General features: G+C 35.8%; 15 protein-coding genes. 12 read left to right on the plus strand and 3 right to left on the minus strand.

The window, feature by feature from the left end; all coding sequences use genetic code 11:
* Positions 1-250: 250 nt before the first annotated feature.
* Positions 251-685 (minus strand): GNAT family N-acetyltransferase, encoded by a 435-nt coding sequence (locus tag ACKTSC_RS05130; protein ID WP_407855938.1) that lies wholly within the window; start codon positions 683-685, stop codon positions 251-253.
* Between the two features lie 76 nt (positions 686-761).
* Between ACKTSC_RS05130 and ACKTSC_RS05135 the strand changes: the two genes are divergently transcribed.
* The 4 genes from ACKTSC_RS05135 to ACKTSC_RS05150 all read left to right on the plus strand — a co-directional run bounded on the left by ACKTSC_RS05135 (position 762) and on the right by ACKTSC_RS05150 (position 6,934).
* Positions 762-1,886 (plus strand): AI-2E family transporter, encoded by a 1,125-nt coding sequence (locus tag ACKTSC_RS05135; protein WP_332580391.1) that lies wholly within the window; start codon positions 762-764, stop codon positions 1,884-1,886.
* A 119-nt stretch (positions 1,887-2,005) separates the two neighbouring features.
* On the plus strand, positions 2,006-3,382 hold the full coding sequence (locus ACKTSC_RS05140) for a hemolysin family protein (protein ID WP_332653372.1): 1,377 nt from the start codon (positions 2,006-2,008) through the stop codon (positions 3,380-3,382).
* Between the two features lie 172 nt (positions 3,383-3,554).
* Positions 3,555-5,132 (plus strand): peptide chain release factor 3, encoded by a 1,578-nt coding sequence (locus ACKTSC_RS05145; RefSeq protein ID WP_332580389.1) that lies wholly within the window; start codon positions 3,555-3,557, stop codon positions 5,130-5,132.
* A 23-nt stretch (positions 5,133-5,155) separates the two neighbouring features.
* Positions 5,156-6,934, plus strand: a complete 1,779-nt coding sequence (locus ACKTSC_RS05150) for a hypothetical protein (RefSeq protein WP_407857028.1) — start codon at positions 5,156-5,158, stop codon at positions 6,932-6,934.
* Between the two features lie 18 nt (positions 6,935-6,952).
* Here the strand turns inward: ACKTSC_RS05150 and ACKTSC_RS05155 are convergent, their stop codons facing one another.
* Entirely contained in the window at positions 6,953-7,249 is a 297-nt protein-coding gene (locus ACKTSC_RS05155; RefSeq protein WP_407857029.1) for a DUF1827 family protein, read from the minus strand.
* A gap of 142 nt (positions 7,250-7,391) precedes the next feature.
* Positions 7,392-9,605 carry an ATP-dependent Clp protease ATP-binding subunit gene (locus ACKTSC_RS05160; protein WP_332653375.1) on the minus strand — a complete coding sequence of 738 codons (2,214 nt, stop codon included), beginning with the start codon at positions 9,603-9,605 and terminating at the stop codon, positions 7,392-7,394.
* A gap of 434 nt (positions 9,606-10,039) precedes the next feature.
* On the opposite strand from ACKTSC_RS05160, the gene ACKTSC_RS05165 reads away from it, so the two are divergent.
* The 8 genes from ACKTSC_RS05165 (at position 10,040) to ACKTSC_RS05200 (ending at position 18,611) form a co-directional block, all read left to right on the plus strand.
* Positions 10,040-10,306 carry a phosphocarrier protein HPr gene (locus tag ACKTSC_RS05165; protein WP_071858253.1) on the plus strand — a complete coding sequence of 89 codons (267 nt, stop codon included), beginning with the start codon at positions 10,040-10,042 and terminating at the stop codon, positions 10,304-10,306.
* Positions 10,306-12,033: a phosphoenolpyruvate--protein phosphotransferase gene (gene ptsP, locus ACKTSC_RS05170; protein ID WP_407855941.1), complete on the plus strand. Its 1,728-nt coding sequence runs from the start codon at positions 10,306-10,308 to the stop codon at positions 12,031-12,033. Before ACKTSC_RS05165 ends, ptsP begins: the two co-directional genes overlap by 1 nt.
* A 149-nt stretch (positions 12,034-12,182) precedes the next feature.
* Positions 12,183-13,226 (plus strand): LTA glycolipid anchor biosynthesis glycosyltransferase, IagA/BgsA family, encoded by a 1,044-nt coding sequence (locus tag ACKTSC_RS05175; RefSeq protein WP_407857030.1) that lies wholly within the window; start codon positions 12,183-12,185, stop codon positions 13,224-13,226.
* Positions 13,227-13,241: 15 nt separating this feature from the next.
* Complete coding sequence (locus ACKTSC_RS05180) at positions 13,242-14,480, plus strand: glycosyltransferase family 4 protein (protein ID WP_407857031.1); 1,239 nt, start codon at positions 13,242-13,244, stop codon at positions 14,478-14,480.
* Positions 14,481-14,499: 19 nt separating this feature from the next.
* Entirely contained in the window at positions 14,500-15,405 is a 906-nt protein-coding gene (locus tag ACKTSC_RS05185) for an NAD(P)-dependent oxidoreductase (RefSeq protein WP_407857032.1), read from the plus strand.
* A 110-nt stretch (positions 15,406-15,515) separates the two neighbouring features.
* Complete coding sequence (locus ACKTSC_RS05190) at positions 15,516-15,746, plus strand: YkuJ family protein (RefSeq protein WP_010740403.1); 231 nt, start codon at positions 15,516-15,518, stop codon at positions 15,744-15,746.
* A 160-nt stretch (positions 15,747-15,906) separates the two neighbouring features.
* A complete protein-coding gene (locus ACKTSC_RS05195) occupies positions 15,907-17,070 on the plus strand; it encodes a cyclopropane-fatty-acyl-phospholipid synthase family protein (RefSeq protein ID WP_332580381.1) in 1,164 nt (387 codons plus the stop codon).
* 161 nt (positions 17,071-17,231) lie between these two features.
* On the plus strand, positions 17,232-18,611 hold the full coding sequence (locus tag ACKTSC_RS05200; RefSeq protein ID WP_407857033.1) for a DUF2142 domain-containing protein: 1,380 nt from the start codon (positions 17,232-17,234) through the stop codon (positions 18,609-18,611).

Here is an 18,611-nt window from a genome sequence, read left to right on the forward strand (position 1 = left end):
GATTCAGCTCAACAATCATCTGTTTGAAATTTTCTTCGTATCGGGTCATAAAATCCATCCTCTCGTAGATAAGTTTAATTTATTTCTGTCTCTACGAAAAGTTGTCTAAGATTTGATACTAACACCATATATAGAAACGAATATTAATGTTGAGAATAAGTATAAGTAGAGAACAAAAGACTCAAGATGGTTTTATTCATCTCGAGTCTTTTTGTATTGATAAATATTATGTTTTTAAGATAAAAGCAAACTAAAATTCTTTTTTCATATGGATATGATCGATACCGGCATCTTGAAAAATTTCGCCATAGGCGTTGTAGCCTAGTTTTTGATAAAATTTTTCTGCGCTCAGCTGTGCGCCAAGTTCGATTGTTTTAAACTGATGTTGCTTAGCAAAAAGCTCGGCTTCTTCCACGATTGCGGCGCCTAAATTTTGACCGCGATAAGCTTTAAGAACAGCCATCCGTTGGAGCTTGAATGTTTTTTCATCTAAAGGCAATAGACGAACGGTCGCTGCCGCTTGTTTGTCATCGGTATATAAAACAAAGTGGACAGCATAAGCTTCGTTGCCATCGATTTCTAGATTTGATGGAACACCTTGTTCTTGAACAAAAACTTTTTGCCGAATCCGAACAGCATCGAGATAGATTTCGCTCATCGTATCTTTAGTGATTAAAATTTTCATAATGACACCTTCCTAAAGGGGATTTTTCTTCACATGATGTATACTATAAACTAAATTGAAAAAAAGGAGTAGATGAATGTTTGAAAAAATAAAAAATTCAAAATTAATGTTTTGGTCGATTGAAATATTGATCATTGCGACGTTTATCCTAGTTTCGTCAAAAATTGATTTTGTTTTTAAACCCATTGGCACATTTTTTACCACACTATTTGCACCAATCTTGATTGCTGGATTTTTGTATTATCTATTGAATCCATTAGTGAATTTATTAATGAAGTTTGGGATGAAACGCCTGTTGGCAATTGCTCTCATTTTTATCTTATTGATCGGTATCATCATTTTGATTTTCATGAGTATCATTCCTAATCTAGTAGAACAGCTTGTTTCACTAGCAAAAAATATTCCAGGCTTCATTGATAATATGCAAACGTGGTTGCAAGAAACAGCAGATAAAGCGACACATTTTCCATTGTTCAAAGAATTAGACGTTGATAAATATATCAATAATCTAGATGTTTCAGCTGGTGATTTGTTACAACAATTTTTAGGTGGGCTAACCAATGGGTTAGGTTCATTTATTGGGAAAATTACGACAGTCGTTTTATTATTGATTACCGTGCCGTTTATTCTCTTCTATATGCTAAAAGATGGAGATAAATTGGTTCCAAATATTGAGCGTGTCTTTCCTGAAAGACAACGAGGCAATATCAATGATTTATTGAAACAATTGAATAAAACGTTGTCTGACTATATCAGCGGACAAGCGATCGAATGTTTGTTTGTCGGTACATTCACCTTTTTAGGCTATTTATTGATCGGTGTGGAATATGCTTTTCTATTCGGCGTGATTGCTGGATTAACTAATTTGATTCCTTATTTAGGGCCCTATCTAGGTTTGGCACCGGCACTGATTTACACGTTCTTTGATTCACCAACACGAGCGTTGTTATGTATTTTAGTTGTTTTGGTTGTTCAACAAGTTGATGGCAATGTGATCTACCCAAATGTGATCGGAAAATCTTTAAATATCCATCCATTGACGATCATTTTAATTTTATTAGTTGCTGGAAATTTAGCGGGTATCTTAGGCGTCTTTTTAGGTGTTCCAGTATATGCAATTTTACGTACGATCGTGATTTTTATTATTAAAATTTTCAAACAAAGTAAGCAAGAAGAACGGGAACAAGAATTTCTTAGTTAAGTACGGACTATTTTCTATAATTGTTTAAAAGATTGCAATAGAACAACTGATGTGATAGGATTTTACTGTGGCCTTTGTGCCACTTTTTTTACACTTTAAATTAAGGAGCGAATGCAATTATGAATGCTGACCCCGATAGTCAGTCGTTATTACTCCAATCAGGTTTATTGGTAGTTTTAACGTTAATCAACGGATTTTTAGCTGCGGCTGAAATTGCGGTGGTGTCGGTCAATAAAAACCGAGTAGAACAAAAAGCAGAAGAAGGTAATCTTAAATCTAAAAAATTATTAGCGGTTCTTCAAAATCCCAATAATTTTTTATCAACGATCCAAGTAGGGATTACGTTAGTCAATATTTTATCAGGAGCTTCGTTAGCAGATAGTTTATCTGCCCAATTGGCGCCATTGCTAGGTGGGAGCGCAGCTGCTAAGACGATCTCAACTGTGATTGTAATGCTTTTGTTGACCTATGTTTCGATTGTATTTGGTGAATTATATCCAAAACGAATTGCTATGACCAAAACCGAAGAAGTAGCACAATTTACTTCAGGTGTGGTTAGAACTTTAGGAATCATCACGAAACCCTTTGTTTGGTTGTTAACGGCTTCGACCAATCTTTTAGCCAGATTGACACCAATGACATTTGACGACGAAGATACAAAAATGACTCGTGATGAAATGCGCTATATGTTGGAAAATGAAGGCGTATTGGACAATGATGAAATCGAGATGCTGCAAGGTGTGTTTTCTTTAGACACGAAGGTAGCACGTGAAGTAATGGTTCCTCGGACTGATTCATTCATGATCGATATCAATGATTCTGTCTTAGAAAATATTGATGAAATCTTAAGTGAAAGCTATTCAAGAATTCCAGTTTATGATGAAGATAAAGATAAAATTGTTGGGATTTTGCATACAAAAACATTGTTAAAGGCCGCTCGTCAGTTTGGCTTTGAAAATGTAAACTTGCAAAAAATCTTACAAGAACCATTGTTTGTTCCTGAGACGATTTTTATTGATGATCTATTATATGAATTGAAAAAAACGCAAAACCAAATGTCGATTTTGCTGGACGAGTATGGCGGTATGGTCGGTTTGGTTACATTAGAAGATTTATTAGAAGAAATTGTCGGCGAAATCGATGATGAATCTGATGAGATCGAAAAGTTATATGAAAAAGTCGGTGAGAATGAATTTTTGATCAATGGTAAAATGTTGATTGATGAATTCAATGAAGAATTTGAAACGAGTCTTCATATGAGTGATGTTGATACAATGGCTGGTTATTTGATCACGGCATTAGGAACGATCCCTGATGAAGGCGAAAAGCTATCTTTTGATGTTGATAATATCACTTTGATTTCAGAAGAGATGGAAGGTTCTCGTGTCTTAATGATTCGTGCTATTTTCCACCCTGACGATGCTGAAATGGCGGAACCAGAAGAAGAACGCCGTTTGTTTACCAAAGAATTTGAAGACGATGAACCCCGTCGTTAATAAGCTTAAAAGAAAACATTCTGCTTTAGCAGGATGTTTTCTTTTATCTAACCTAAAAAGTGCTAAAGACTCTATCAGAAAATTGATTCAACTTTCCAACAGAGAGTGTTCCATGATATACTGATTGGGTTGAAATTTTATGATATTAGATATAGATGAATGGAGCAAGAAAATGAACAATCCTAATTTAAAACAACAAGTGGACAGTCGTCGTACCTTTGCTATTATTTCCCATCCGGATGCTGGTAAAACTACGATTACTGAACAACTTTTACTATTCGGTGGAGCGATTCGCCAAGCTGGTACGGTTAAAGGTAAAAAAACCGGTAACTTTGCCAAGTCTGACTGGATGGATATTGAAAAGCAACGTGGAATCTCTGTTACCAGCTCAGTGATGCAATTTGATTTTGATGATAAACGAGTTAATATTTTGGATACTCCTGGACATGAGGACTTCTCTGAAGATACGTATCGAACCTTGATGGCAGTGGATAGTGCAGTAATGGTTATCGATAGTGCAAAAGGGATTGAAGCACAAACGAAAAAGCTTTTCCAAGTTGTAAAGCGTCGAGGAATCCCGATTTTTACTTTTATCAATAAACTAGACCGTGATGGTCGTGAACCGCTAGAATTGTTAGAAGAATTGGAAGAACTATTAGCGATTGAATCTTATCCAATGAATTGGCCAATTGGAATGGGTAAGGGTTTAGAAGGGATTTATGATATCTATAATGAACGGATTGAATTTTACCGTCCAGAACAATATGAAGGCGAGCGCTATGTTAAATTAACAAATGGAGAAATCGCAGGCGATCATCCATTAAAAGAAAAATCAATTTATGAAGATGTGCTTGGCGAAGTAGAATTGGTCCGCGAAGCAGGCGATCAATTTGATTTAGAAAAAATCAGCCGTGGCGATCAAACACCGGTTTTCTTTGGTTCAGCTTTGACTAACTTTGGAGTAGAAACATTCTTAGAATCATTTGTTGATTTAGCACCAAAACCACATGCTCATAAAACAATTGACGAAGAAGCTGTTTCACCTTATGAAGAAGAATTTTCTGGTTTTGTCTTCAAGATCCAAGCCAACATGAATCCGAATCATCGCGATCGAATCGCGTTTGTTCGAGTATGTTCAGGTACTTTTGAACGTGGAATGGATGTTACTTTAGGACGTACCGGCAAGAAAATGAAATTGAGCAATGTCACACAATTCATGGCCGATGCCCGTGAAAATGTTGAAGAGGCTGTCGCCGGCGATATTATTGGGGTTTATGATACAGGGAATTATCAAATCGGTGATACTTTATATGAAGGAAAATTGAAAGTCGCATATGAAGAATTACCATCATTCACACCAGAACTATTTATGAAAGTTACTGCTAAAAATGTAATGAAACAAAAATCATTCCATAAAGGTATCTATCAATTGGTTCAAGAAGGCGCGATTCAATTATATAAAACATATTTGACAGATGAATATATCATCGGTGCCGTCGGTCAATTGCAATTTGAAGTCTTCCAATACCGGATGTTGAATGAATACAATGCCGAAGTAGTGATGACACCAATGGGCAATAAAATCGCTCGTTGGATCAATCCAGAACAATTAGACGAACGCATGAGCTCAAGCCGAAATATTTTGGCTAAGGACCGTTTTGATCAACCATTGTTCTTATTTGAAAATCAATTTGCGATGCGTTGGTTTGCAGATAAATATCCAGAAGTAGAACTAAAAAGTTTGATGTAAATAACTATAAGAAGGTAGCCTTAATGCAGAAGAAAAAAAATAGTGTAACAGCATATTTGAAAAAAATATTAGATCAACCTAGTAAAGTATTTTTAATTACTGTGGTGTTCAGTTTAACTATTTTACGTTTGGTTCTTAGTGCTAAGGCGCCTTATTTTGTTAATATGTATGCTGGATATGACGATCAATTATTTGTGCGGTATAGTAAAAGTATACTGTCAGGTAATTGGTTAGGAGGCTACTCAACAACGACCCTATCAAAAGGAATTTCTTATGCTCTCTTTATGGTTTGGGCCAATAAACTTCATATTTCATATGGAGTTTTTTTAGGTCTATTCAATATCTTAGCGAGTAGTGTGTCTGCTTTTGCTTTAAAGCCGTTGATAAGAAATCGGTGGATATTAGTATTTATCTATACTTTCTTCTTGTTTTCACCAGTTGGTTTTACAAGTGAATATAGCACTAGAATTTATCGTAATCCATTAGTTATACCTGCTGTTTGTTTAGTTATAGGATGTTTAGTAGGTCTGTATTTTAGACGAGACACACGCGTAAAAATATTTGCTTGTTGGAGTACTGGGTTGGCATTTTCATTTCCATTTTTTTGGTATATCAGAGAAGATTCTTTGTGGATTCTGCCATTCGTTTTTGTCGGTTTACTAATTATTGCTGGAGCTGTATTCTTTGATACGATAAAATCCTTTAGGTTAAAAGAATGGCAATCTTTTTTTAGCAATCTGGTACTTACAAAGCAAAAAGTGATCAAATTATTTCTATGTTTACTGCCCTTTATATTTTTATTTACTACCACTAAAATATTGCAAAGTTTAAACAATCAGTATTACGGTGTTTCAATAGTTAATGATCGCACTGGTGGATCTTTTAAGGATGTTTCAAAGCAATTGATTCGTATGGATGATGGTACAAATTTAAATCAAACAAATGCAACGATTTGGGTCTCAAAAGAAGCTTTGAAAAAAGCTGAGAAAGTATCACCTACGTTGAAATCAATTTCAAAAAATATTGATTGGATTTACAATGGCAGCCCTTGGTCAGGTGGAGAAGAAATCGCAGGAGATATTATCTTTTGGGCGTTAAGAGATGCAGCCGCTCAAGCAGGTTACTATAAAAATGCAAAAAAAACAGAAGTCTTTTGGCAAAAAGTAAATACTGAGTTATCTGAGGCTTATGCCAATGGTAAATTGGAAAAGAAAAAAGAAATCTATTTAAATGCTACTGGTGATGGTAAAGTTTTAAAAGATTTACCTTTAATTGGAGAATTTATGCGTACAGGTCTAGCATATAATTTACTTTATGAGGATTACAGTCAAGGTTCTGATCAAACGTTAGGTCTTAAAAAAGATATTGCTGAGGCTGAGGAAATATTGAAATACTCTTTCGATAATAACTGGCGTGACGTAAATGAACAAAATAAAGCACCAATAAAAGTAACATTGACTGCTAAGCTATCTAATACAATTATTCGCTTGTACCAAAAATTATTACCTGTTTGGTTAATAATAAATGTTTTAGGGATAGGGATTATTTTAGCAGGTAGCCTTTTTTCCAAATCCCAATTGATTACATTTAGAGGATTACTATTACTAATTGTTGGTTTGACGCTGACGTATTTGATTTTCTTAATTGGTGTTTCTTGGTTCTGTTCTTGGGCCCCAGATCGTAAGGAACTTTTCATGATGACTTATACAGGTGCAGGAGTTCCAGTGATCCAATGGATTGAAATACTCTCATTTACAGGTTTATTACAGTTACCAATCCTAGCTAAAAAAATGAAAAAATAGCTGAGGCTTTTGCCTCAGCTATTTTTTTACGATAGACATTTCAATTAGTCCAGGGGATTCTAAATAAGAGATATGTTCAAAATCATATGTTCCATCATTTAATTTGCGTTGAAAGTATTTATGTACGAAATCGATTTCATTTGGCAAAATGTTTCGATTGTCATTTTTGATAACAATTTCGGCATGTTTAGTCGCATCAGTATAAATCACCGTCGTATTTCCAATCGTGTATACTTTGATCATGTTGGCATCCGTATTGTTTAGTTGATTATAAACCATTTTAGAATGGCTATTGGTCACATTGATTAATTTCATAGCGAAACACCTTCCTTCAAAAAATTATTTGTATAGTAATTATATAAAAGAAAACGAGAAAAAAGAAAAATTTTGCTCATAAAAGAAGTTTGAACCAAATAATTTATAAAAAAGGTTCCCATAATTTTGGGAACCTTTCTCTTTATTCTTTGTTTTCTTTTGCTAAGCGTTCTGGTTTAGAAGTAATGATGATGTGATCTTCCTTGTCTAATTTAGCTTTAAGATCAGTGATTGTTGGATGATCTAGATAAAATTCAGCAATACCATCTTCAATATTTTCTTGGATCGTACGGCGAAGTGGTCGGGCTCCCATTGCTGGATCGTAACCCAAATCGACCAATTTTTCTTTAACATTTTCGGGAACATCAATGTGTAATTTTTGAGCTGCCAACATTTCGTTGACATCATCTAACATTAACGAAACAATATTCATCAAATTATCTTTCGACAATGCACTAAATTCAACGATTGCATCAAAACGATTCAAGAATTCAGGCGCGAAAAAGTCTTTTAATTGGCCTAAAACAGAGCGAGTTACACCGTCTCGAGCAGCGCCAAAGCCGACATTTGCTTCAATTTTTCCAGTACCGGCATTGCTAGTCATAATAATAATTGTATCTTTAAAGCTGACTGTTCGACCTTGGGAGTCCGTCAAACGGCCATCATCAAGAATTTGTAAAAACATGTGCAATACATCAGGATGAGCTTTTTCGATTTCATCTAATAAAATCAAGCTATATGGATGACGACGAACTTGTTCAGTTAATTGACCAGCTTCTTCATAACCCACATAGCCTGGAGGCGAACCGATCAATTTAGAAACACTATGTTTTTCCATATATTCACTCATATCAAAACGAATCATAGAGTCGCTTGAGCCGAATAATTCTTCTGCTAATTGACGTGCTAATTCTGTTTTACCGACCCCTGTAGGTCCAACAAATAAGAATGATCCAATCGGACGGTTTTTCTTATTTAATCCTACACGATTTCGGCGAATAGATTTGGCTACTTTATCGACTGCTTCATCTTGACCAATCACATGTTGTTTCAAATCAACAGCAAGATTTTTCAATTGTGTCTGTTCTTTTTCTTTCAGTTCACCGACAGGGATACCTGTGCGTTTTTCAACGATTTGCTCCATGTCTTTTTCAGTGATGATAGGCGTTTCTTCATCAGTGATTTGACGATCTTTCATTTTTTGTAATTTGTTGATTTGGTCGCGATAATATGCTGCCTTTTCAAAATCTTCCTCTTGTGAGGCTTGAGATTTTTGTTGTTCTGCTTCAGCTAATTTTTTATCGATTGTTTTAGGATCAACGATTTGGATTGTTAAGTTTTTCTTTGAACCAGTTTCATCTAATAAATCGATTGCTTTATCCGGTAGGAAGCGATCTTGGATGTAGCGGTTTGAAAGCTCAGCAGCTGAACGAATTGCTTCATCTGTGTATTTTACATGATGATAATCTTCATAACGAGGTTGTAAACCTTTTAAGATTGCGATCGTTTCTTGGACAGAAGGTTCTTCAACGCGCACGGGTTGCATCCGACGTTCTAACGCCGCATCTTTTTCAATGATTCGATACTCATTTAAGGTAGTAGCACCGACCATTTGCAATTCGCCGCGTGCTAATGCAGGTTTTAAAATATTCCCTGCATCCATGTTTCCATCGCCAGCAGAACCAGCCCCAACAATTTCATGGACTTCATCAATAAACAAAATAATATTTTCTGCTTGACGAATTTCTTCGATCAATTTTTGCATTCGTTCTTCAAATTGACCACGGATCCCAGTACCCTGAACAAGCGAAGCAACATCTAAACGAATGACTTCTTTATCCATTAATTTTTGTGGAACATCGCCATCGACGATTTTTTGCGCTAATCCTTCAACAACTGCTGTCTTACCAACACCAGGTTCTCCGATTAAAACAGGGTTGTTTTTTGTTCGACGATTCAAAATTTCGATTACCCGTTGGATCTCATCGTCACGTCCAACAACAGGATCAATATTTCCTTCACGAGCAAGCCCAGTAATATTGATACCATATTCATCTAATAATCCACCGTTTCCACGAGGGGGTTGATTATTTCCATTTCCACCACCGAATTGAGTTGGTGGAGTTTGATCTGCTGCGCCTTGTCGTTGTTGCATTTGTTGCGACATTGAGCGGAACAAATCATCTAAACTTCCGAAACCAAAAGGATCATTTCCAGCCATTTGCGGTGCACCTCCAGCTTGATTCTTCAATTTTTGATAGCAGTTTTGACAATAATCTAACTGCTTTCGTTGTCCATTAACATTTGCGTATAAATGAATCGTTGCTTCATTTTCATGGCAATTTTGGCAAAGCATTCGTTTCACCCTTTCAATAGTTGATTATTTCTTCCATTGTACATCGAGTAGGCGTTTCACGTAAAAAGAAACGCTAGTCAGTTTTTTGACTATCACTGACCTATAGATAATTATAGCGAGATTTTTGATAAATGCAAACAGTTTGTCTTAGTTTTTAGCACTTGTTAATAGAGAGTGCTAAAAATAATTATCTGATTTTTTCTATTTTTTTATGTTATGGAAAAAAAATGAAAACCAGATAAATCAATAACTAAGTGATTCAGTCTAGATATTTTAAGAAAGGGGATTCAACAAGCGACGAATATTCGTCTAAAATTGTTGTATCTAGCGTAAAAAAATGGTAATCTTAGGAAATGAAGGGCGCAAAATAATGTCGATTATTATTCTGACCCCTAACATAAAAAAACAACTTTTTATAAAGGAGAACGGTCAATATGGAAAAAAAAGATTTTCACGTAGTAGCAGAAACGGGGATTCATGCACGTCCCGCAACTTTATTAGTGCAAGCTGCAAGCAAATTTAACTCTGATATCAACTTAGAGTATAAAGGAAAATCAGTTAACCTAAAATCAATCATGGGCGTTATGTCTTTAGGTGTTGGCCAAGGATCTGACGTTGTTATCTCTGCTGAAGGTGCTGACGAAAAAGAAGCTATCGAAGCTATCGAAGAAACAATGAAAAAGGAAGGATTATCTGAATAATGGTTGAATTACTAAAAGGTATTGCCGCTAGTGACGGAGTTGCCGTTGCTAAAGCTTATCTGCTAGTACAACCGGATTTATCTTTCAAGAAAAACAATGTAGAAGATACGGCTGCCGAAGAAAAGCGTCTTGACGACGCTTTGGCGGCTTCTTCTGCTGAATTAGAAAAAATTCGGGATAAAGCAGCAAAAAGTTTAGGCGAAGCAGAAGCACAAGTTTTTGATGCTCATTTAATGGTTCTTTCAGATCCAGAAATGATTGGTCAAATCAAACAACATATTAATGATAATAAAGTGAATGCTGAAAGCGCACTTAAAGAAGTTACAGACATGTACATCGGTATGTTCGAGGCGATGGATGATAACGCTTATATGCAAGAACGCGCTGCGGATATCCGCGACGTGACCAAACGTGTATTAGCACATCTATTAGGTGTTTCATTACCTGATCCATCAATGATCGACGAAGAAGTTATCGTTGTAGCACATGACTTGACTCCAAGTGACACAGCACAATTAGATAAAAACTTTGTAAAAGCATTTGTAACCGATATCGGTGGACGTACGTCTCACTCAGCAATCATGGCTCGTTCATTAGAAATCCCTGCAATCGTTGGTACGAAAGAAATCACTTCTAAAGTTAAAGAAGGCGATGTATTAGCAGTTAACGGAATTATCGGTGAAACGATCGTTAACCCAACTGATGATCAAGCGGCTGAATACAAAAAAGCCGGCGAAGCTTACGCTACACAAAAAGCAGAATGGGATAAATTGAAAGATGCTGAAACAGTTACGGCTGATGGCAAGCATTTTGAATTAGCTGCAAACATTGGTACACCGAAAGATTTAGAAGGTGTTCATAACAATGGCGCGGAAGCAATCGGTTTATACCGTACTGAATTCTTATACATGGATTCACCAGATTTCCCTACAGAAGACGATCAATATGAAGCTTATAAAGCTGTATTGGAAGGCATGGATGGCAAACCAGTTGTTGTTCGTACGATGGATATCGGTGGAGACAAAGAATTACCATACTTAACATTACCTCATGAAATGAATCCTTTCTTAGGTTACCGTGCATTACGTATCAGCCTATCTGAATTAGGTGACGACATGTTCCGTACACAGTTACGTGCTTTGTTGCGTGCTTCTGTTCACGGAAACTTACGTATCATGTTCCCAATGGTAGCCACATTGAAAGAATTCCGTTCAGCTAAACAATTATTTAATGAAGAAAAAGAAAAATTAGTCAAAGAAGGCGTAGAAGTTTCAGATACGATCCAAGTCGGAATCATGATCGAAATTCCTGCAGCAGCAGTATTAGCTGATAAATTTGCTAAAGAAGTCGATTTCTTCAGTATTGGAACAAATGATTTGATCCAATACACAATGGCAGCTGACCGTATGAATGAACGCGTTTCTTATCTTTACCAACCATACAACCCATCAATCTTACGTTTGATTAAAAACGTAATCGATGCCGCTCACGCTGAAGGCAAATGGGCTGGTATGTGTGGCGAAATGGCCGGCGATCAAACAGCGGTTCCATTATTAATGGGTATGGGATTAGATGAGTTCTCTATGAGTGCAACATCTGTTCTTAGAACACGTAGTTTGATGAAACGTCTAACAACGACTAAAATGGCTGAATTAGCTGACAAAGCGTTGAAAGAATGCGACACAATGGAAGAAGTACAAGAATTAGTTGCAGAATATGTAAAATAATTCTTTTTAGACCGTGGCTTGATAGCCACGGTTTTTTTGTTTTTAATTAAATTAATATCATTCGGTATGTTAAACTCATACTATAGATGGAGAAATTAAGCAGATGCTTGTGATATAATTGACTTGTTTTTGAGGAGGCGTAGTGCAGTATGAAAGTTTTACTTTATTTCGAAGGACAAAATGTTATTGGAAAGTCCGGCATTGGGAGAGCTCTTAGTCATCAAAAAAGAGCGTTAGCATCGGTAGGGATCGACTACACCTTAGATCCTAAGTCGACTGACTATGATATCTTACATATAAATACTTATGGGCCAAAAAGTTTATTACTGGTTAATAAAGCTAAAAGGATGGGTAAGAAGGTTATTTATCATGCTCATTCTACAGAAGAAGATTTTCGCAATTCTTTTATCGGTTCGAATCAATTAGCTCCATTAGTAAAAAAATGGTTAGTAAGTCTGTATCAGCAAGCTGACCATTTGATTACACCGACTCCTTATTCGAAAAAATTGCTGCGCAATTACGGATTGAAACAACCAATTGCTGCAATCTCAAACGGCATCGATTTGAAGCGATATTATCCTGATGAACGAAAAGAAACAGCTTTTCGAAAATATTTTGGTTTGTCAAAAACACAAAAAGTAATTATTTGTGTAGGATTGTTTTTCGAACGAAAAGGGATTCTGGATTTTGTAGAAATTGCTAAAAAATTGCCGGAATATATATTTATTTGGTTTGGCGATGTACCGATGGCTTCGATACCAGCTAATATTCGCAAAATTGTAAAAAAGGATCATCCTGATAATGTTATATTCCCAGGGTATATCGATGGAGACTTAATAGAAGGGGCTTATTCAGGAGCAGATTTATTCTTTTTCCCGTCTTATGAAGAGACAGAAGGAATCGTTGTACTTGAAGCTTTAGCTAGTCAGCAACAAGTATTATTGAGGAATATCCCGGTTTATGAAGGATGGATGGCAGATCGGAAAAACTGCTATATGGCGGAAGACAATCAAACATTTAGCGAATTGATCCGCGAGTTAGTCAATCATCGATTACCGAATCTTTCAATGGAAGGTTTTCGAACAGCTCAATCGAAAAGTATCAATCAAATTGGTAAAGAGTTAGAATCGGTCTACCAAGCGGTATTGGATGTCCCTTATGACCATCAAATGTACGCAAAAGTTGTAAAATAGTTCGGAGGAATAAACGTGCGAATCGGTTTTTTTACAGACACTTATTTCCCCCAAGTCAGCGGGGTATCCACATCAATCAAAACATTAAAAAATCAGTTGGAGTCAAGAGGTCATGAAGTTTATATATTTACTACGACTGATCCAGAAGCAGACGAATTCGAAAAAGATATCGTTCGGATGCCGAGTGTACCGTTTGTATCTTTTAAAGATCGTAGAATCGTCGTTCGTGGTCTATTTTTTGCCTATCAGATCGCAAAAGAATTAGAATTGGATATCATCCATACTCATACAGAGTTTGGCTCGGGATTTTTAGGAAAACTAGTGGCGAATCGCCTGAAAATTCCCGTAGTGCACACGTACCATACGATGTATGAAGATTATCTTCACTATATTGCAAATGGAAAAGTCGTCCGTCCGACTCACGTCAAACATTTTATCAAGATGTTTGTTAATCACTCATCTGGTGTGATTTGTCCCAGTAAGCGAGTAGTAGATACGATGAAGCGGTATGAAGTCGATGTTCCGATGCGAATCATTCCTACGGGGATCGAAGTCAACGGTTTTGTCCGCCCAGATATTACAAAAGAGGATACTGAGAAGTTACGGGAACGTTTAGGGATCCACGCAGATCAATTGATGATTTTATCCTTAAGTCGAATTTCTTATGAAAAGAATATTCAAGTGATCATCAAACAATTTCCAGAAGTCTTGATGAATCTTCCCAATGCACGCTTAGTGATCGTCGGTAAAGGACCCTACTGCGAAGAATTGAAAGCCATGTCGCATGAATTAGGCATCGATGAATATGTTCAATTTGCTGGAGAAGTGCCTCATGATGAAGTCACTTGTTATTATCACTCAGCAGATTATTTCGTAAGTGCTTCTACGTCAGAAACACAAGGGCTCACTTACGCTGAGGCAATTGCTTCAGGGACACAATGTGTTGTAGAAGGAAATGATTACTTGAATGAACTCTTCGATGATGATTCTCTAGGTGTTACTTTCGAAAAAGATGAAGATTTCAGTGAAACATTAGTTGATTATATCCATCAACAAATTTTGTTGGATTCCGAAGTCCAAAAAGCAAAATTACTTGAAATTTCGGCAGATCGTTTTGGTGAAGATGTCTTGGATTTCTATCAAGAATTGATTGGAAGCTACGTTAAAGCACCTTCATCGGAAAAATTACCTAAAAGAACCGTTCGCAAAGTAAGAGTGCGGATCAATTCTTTGAAAAACAGCGAGGATAAATAAAGCTGAAATCCATCTCTTCATGTATACTGGAGATGGATTATTTTTTATTTTGGAGGTTAGTAGAATGAAGATAGGATTTATCGGAACCGGTGTCATGGGAAAATCGATCGTTAAACACTTTTTAGCTGCAAAACATCAAGTATCTGTTTATAATCGCACTAAAAGCAAGACCGACGAATTAGTAGAACAAGGAGCGGTATGGCAAGATACACCTGCTAAAGTGGCATCTGCCAGTGAAATTATTTTTTCAATGGTTGGTTATCCTAGTGATGTAGAAGAAATTTTTTATGGAGCTGAAGGAATTTTCTCTGTTGATGTAACAAAGAAAATATTGATTGACTTGACGACCTCAACCCCAACGTTAGCCCAAAGAATTGATCAAACAGCTAAAGAAAAGGGCGCTGAAGCTTTGGATGCTCCGGTTTCTGGAGGTGATTTAGGTGCTAAAAATGGAACGTTAACGATCATGGTCGGTGGTGATCAAACAACGTATGATAAAGTAGTCCCGTTGTTTGAAATCATGGGAAAAAGTTATTCACTGCAGGGTGCTGCTGGTGCGGGACAACATACAAAAATGGCAAATCAAATTATGATTGCCGGCGCAATGACTGGTATGACAGAGATGCTAGTGTATGCGAAAGCAGCAAAATTAAATATACCTAAAGTATTAGAGACTTTAGGCGGTGGAGCAGCACAAAACTGGTCGATGGATAATTATGCTCCTCGTATTTTAAAAGAGGATTATACACCAGGATTTTTCGTTAAACACTTTATCAAAGACTTGAAAATAGCGTTAGACGAAGCAGAAAAGCTGCAGCTGGATCTACCTGCAACAAAACTTGCAACGGAACTTTATGAACGTTTAGCAGCTGAAGGATTTGAAAATGACGGGACTCAAGCGTTGATCAAATTGTGGTGGGCGTAAACTTAAGTTAGATTTAGCAAAAAATTCATAAATTAATTGATGAAAATCAATGCAAGTGACGGTCTTATTTGATACAATAAGACAGAATTGAGAAGAAGGGGGGCATCTAGATGAAACACTCACAATTAGTTGCCATTATTAAACGCTTAGAAGCAATGACTGAATCAACTGATAATGAAGTACAATTACGTCGCTTTGAAAAAGAAGGCGTTGAAAAATGTACTGTAACTTATGATAATACAACAGAAACATTCGAGCTTACTGAAAGCGACAGCAAACAATCATATCAATTTGACAATATTGATATCGTTGCAATGGAAATTTATGATTTGATTCAATAAAACGGGTTTTCCCGTTTTATTTTTTTTTTGCCTTTAGTTAAGGGGTTACATGCAATTTTAATGAAAATTTAATGAGAATTGACTATTTTTTTTTCAAATGGTTAGTTTTTCTTTTGAACTTATCTCTTTTTAGGAACAGAATATCCTATGGAGGGATAATATGTTAGATAAAGAAGTATACAATCAATTATTTAAACCATCGTTTTCTCAAAAAACGCAAGTAACTTTTTGGGATGGCTCTGTTAAAGAATATGGCAATACCGAAGGCGATACCGTCTTTAAAATTATTTTTAATGAAAAGATTCCAGTAAAGGATTTGTTGAACAATGCTTCTTTAGCACTTGGCGAAGCCTATATGGAAAAGAAAATTGAAATTGAAGGCAATATCCAAGCTTTGATTTATGATATTTATAATCAAGCAAATGGCTTTTTCCATAATAGTAATTTCAAAAAATGGATGCCAAAAGAAAAACATACAAAAAAACAATCTGCTCATGATATCCATAGTCACTACGACTTAGGAAATGATTTTTATGAAATGTGGCTAGATCGTACATTAACGTATTCATGTGCTTATTTTGAAACACCAGAAGATACATTAGAACAAGCTCAAATCAATAAAGTACATCATATTTTAGATAAATTATTTATTCAACCAGGTGAAACATTACTAGATATCGGTTGTGGATGGGGAACATTGATCTTGACTGCTGCCAAAGAATATGGTGTAAAAGCTAAGGGAATCACTTTAAGTGAAGAGCAATACCATCATATTCAAGAAATTATCCAAGCGGAACATTTAGAAGATACTGTTTCTGTAGAATTAATGGATTATCGTGATTTGAAAGAAACATTTGATCATATCACAAGTGTCGGTATGTTTGAGCACGTAGGTGCAGAAAATCTACAAGAATACTTTAAAGTTGTTGAAAATCATTTAGCGCCCAACGGTACAGCCTTGATTCATGGAATCACGCGTCAACAAGGTGGTGCTAAAAATGCGTGGATCAACCAATATATTTTCCCGGGTGGCTACATTCCAGGTGTGACTGAATTGGTGGGTCATATCACAGAAAATAATTTGCAGTTGCTTGATTTAGAAAGTTTGCGTCGTGATTATCAATTAACATTGGAACATTGGACTAAAAACTTCCATCAAGTAGGAGAAACAGTCATCGCCCAAAAAGGTGAAGACTTTTATCGGATGTGGGATCTTTACCTACAGGCCTGTGCGGCTTCGTTCCAAGCAAGTAATATCGATGTCATCCAATACTTATTGGTTCATCCAAACAATAATACAATTCCAATGCATCGAAATGTCTAATAAGCGGGTTTCCCGCTTATTTTTTTGTCAAAAATATTTTTTATTAGGGTGTTTAGTTTGGCTAGGATATTTTTTTTACTATTTTCGTAGTATAATTTGGTCATTAGGATACATTGGGAGGGTTTATGAGGGGGAAAATGAAACAGGGCTGTTTAGAAGTATTGAAAACTTTGCGAAGATTACCATATCCTTTGAAATTTTTTTTGGTTTTTTCAGTTATATTTGGTGGACTGATTATAAAATGTGTACCACCATTACAAGCACCTGATGAGATTGGACATTATGTAAAAGCCGAATCTTTTGCTCATTTTGATATTCGACCAAAACCAAGAACAAATGAAACAAACAAAAATAATAGAAAAACTTGGGGAGAATATGGGTTTAAGGTTTCGAATGAGATTCAAAAAATGAATGATTATGCAAATGCAACTTTGGGAAAACAAGCGAAATATCCTTATCAAACAGATGAAACTTTTGAAACTGAAAAAGTATTTATTGGGACTGGTGGGATCACAAATTATTCGTTCATTAACTATATCCCTCAAGTAATAGGAATCTGGGTTGGAAGAATTATTCAAAAACCGATTATTTGGCAGTATTATTTGGCACGTGTGTTCAATCTAGTGACGTATATTACGATTGTCTTTCTTGCTATCAAAATGTTTCCTTTTTCAAAATGGGGTGCTGTCATCCTGGGATTAAATCCTATGGCATTATTTTTGAGTGCCTCTGTTTCCGGTGATGGAATGATTATGGCGGGTGGTTTTTTCTTTGTATCATGGATGATGAATCTGTATCAAAGTAAGGAAATTACAAATATAAAACTATTTTTTAGTGGAATTTTACTTGTTAGTCTAGTTCTGATGAAACCGACGATGATCGTATTGGGTTTGTTGTTCTTTATGATTCCTAATAATAAATTCGATATAAAAAGAAAAATTTTCTGGGGAGTAGGAATATTTTTAACGTGTATTTCGTTTTATCTTCTTTGGAATCATTTGATGATAGACCAACAATTAGTTTATCGTGATTTTGCGGATCCGAAGAATCAAGTTTTGGCTTTTTTAAAAAATCCTGGAATCTTTTTTAGCAATCTGTTTGGGAATTATTTTTTTGGAGCAAAAGGAGATGGCGTTGTCTATTCTTTCGTTGGGATTTTTGGATGGTTAGATACCCCTCTTGGTTGGCATTGGGTAGTTCTTTACTTTATTACCCTTACTATAGGTTGTTTAGTGAGTCAAATAGAAGATAACTCATTACAGCTTTTTCAACGTTTGATTTTACTGATAACAATTGCTGTTTATATTATCCTGACTTTTTTTGCATTATATCAAATTTGGAATAAAGTAGGACGCGAAGATGCGATTGAAGGAATCCAAGGGCGCTATTTTATCCCTGGGAGTTTGTTAATGGTACCATTATTTTCGAGCAAAGAAAAAATATTGATTGTTTCAAATAAAAAAATCAATATGATTTTATCTATTTGTTTATTAGTGGTATTAACCGCTATGATAATTACTCTAAATAATCGATATATATAA

This window comes from Enterococcus hailinensis (genome assembly GCF_045862035.1).
Classification (GTDB): Bacteria; Bacillota; Bacilli; order Lactobacillales; family Enterococcaceae; genus Enterococcus_A; species Enterococcus_A hailinensis.

Bases quoted from the DNA above. Each gene is read 5' to 3' on its own strand.
- ACKTSC_RS05175 (WP_407857030.1), top strand. From the start codon at position 12,183: ATGAAAGTTTTACTTTATTTCGAAGGACAAAATGTTATTGGAAAGTCC.
- ACKTSC_RS05140 (WP_332653372.1), top strand. From the start codon at position 2,006: ATGAATGCTGACCCCGATAGTCAGTCGTTATTACTCCAATCAGGTTTA.
- ACKTSC_RS05190 (WP_010740403.1), top strand. From the start codon at position 15,516: ATGAAACACTCACAATTAGTTGCCATTATTAAACGCTTAGAAGCAATG.
- ACKTSC_RS05160 (WP_332653375.1), bottom strand. From the start codon at position 9,605: ATGCTTTGCCAAAATTGCCATGAAAATGAAGCAACGATTCATTTATAC.
- ACKTSC_RS05155 (WP_407857029.1), bottom strand. From the start codon at position 7,249: ATGAAATTAATCAATGTGACCAATAGCCATTCTAAAATGGTTTATAAT.
- ptsP (WP_407855941.1), top strand. From the start codon at position 10,306: ATGGTTGAATTACTAAAAGGTATTGCCGCTAGTGACGGAGTTGCCGTT.
- ACKTSC_RS05150 (WP_407857028.1), top strand. From the start codon at position 5,156: ATGCAGAAGAAAAAAAATAGTGTAACAGCATATTTGAAAAAAATATTA.
- ACKTSC_RS05135 (WP_332580391.1), top strand. From the start codon at position 762: ATGTTTGAAAAAATAAAAAATTCAAAATTAATGTTTTGGTCGATTGAA.
- ACKTSC_RS05145 (WP_332580389.1), top strand. From the start codon at position 3,555: ATGAACAATCCTAATTTAAAACAACAAGTGGACAGTCGTCGTACCTTT.
- ACKTSC_RS05165 (WP_071858253.1), top strand. From the start codon at position 10,040: ATGGAAAAAAAAGATTTTCACGTAGTAGCAGAAACGGGGATTCATGCA.
- ACKTSC_RS05185 (WP_407857032.1), top strand. From the start codon at position 14,500: ATGTATACTGGAGATGGATTATTTTTTATTTTGGAGGTTAGTAGAATG.
- ACKTSC_RS05130 (WP_407855938.1), bottom strand. From the start codon at position 685: ATGAAAATTTTAATCACTAAAGATACGATGAGCGAAATCTATCTCGAT.
- ACKTSC_RS05195 (WP_332580381.1), top strand. From the start codon at position 15,907: ATGTTAGATAAAGAAGTATACAATCAATTATTTAAACCATCGTTTTCT.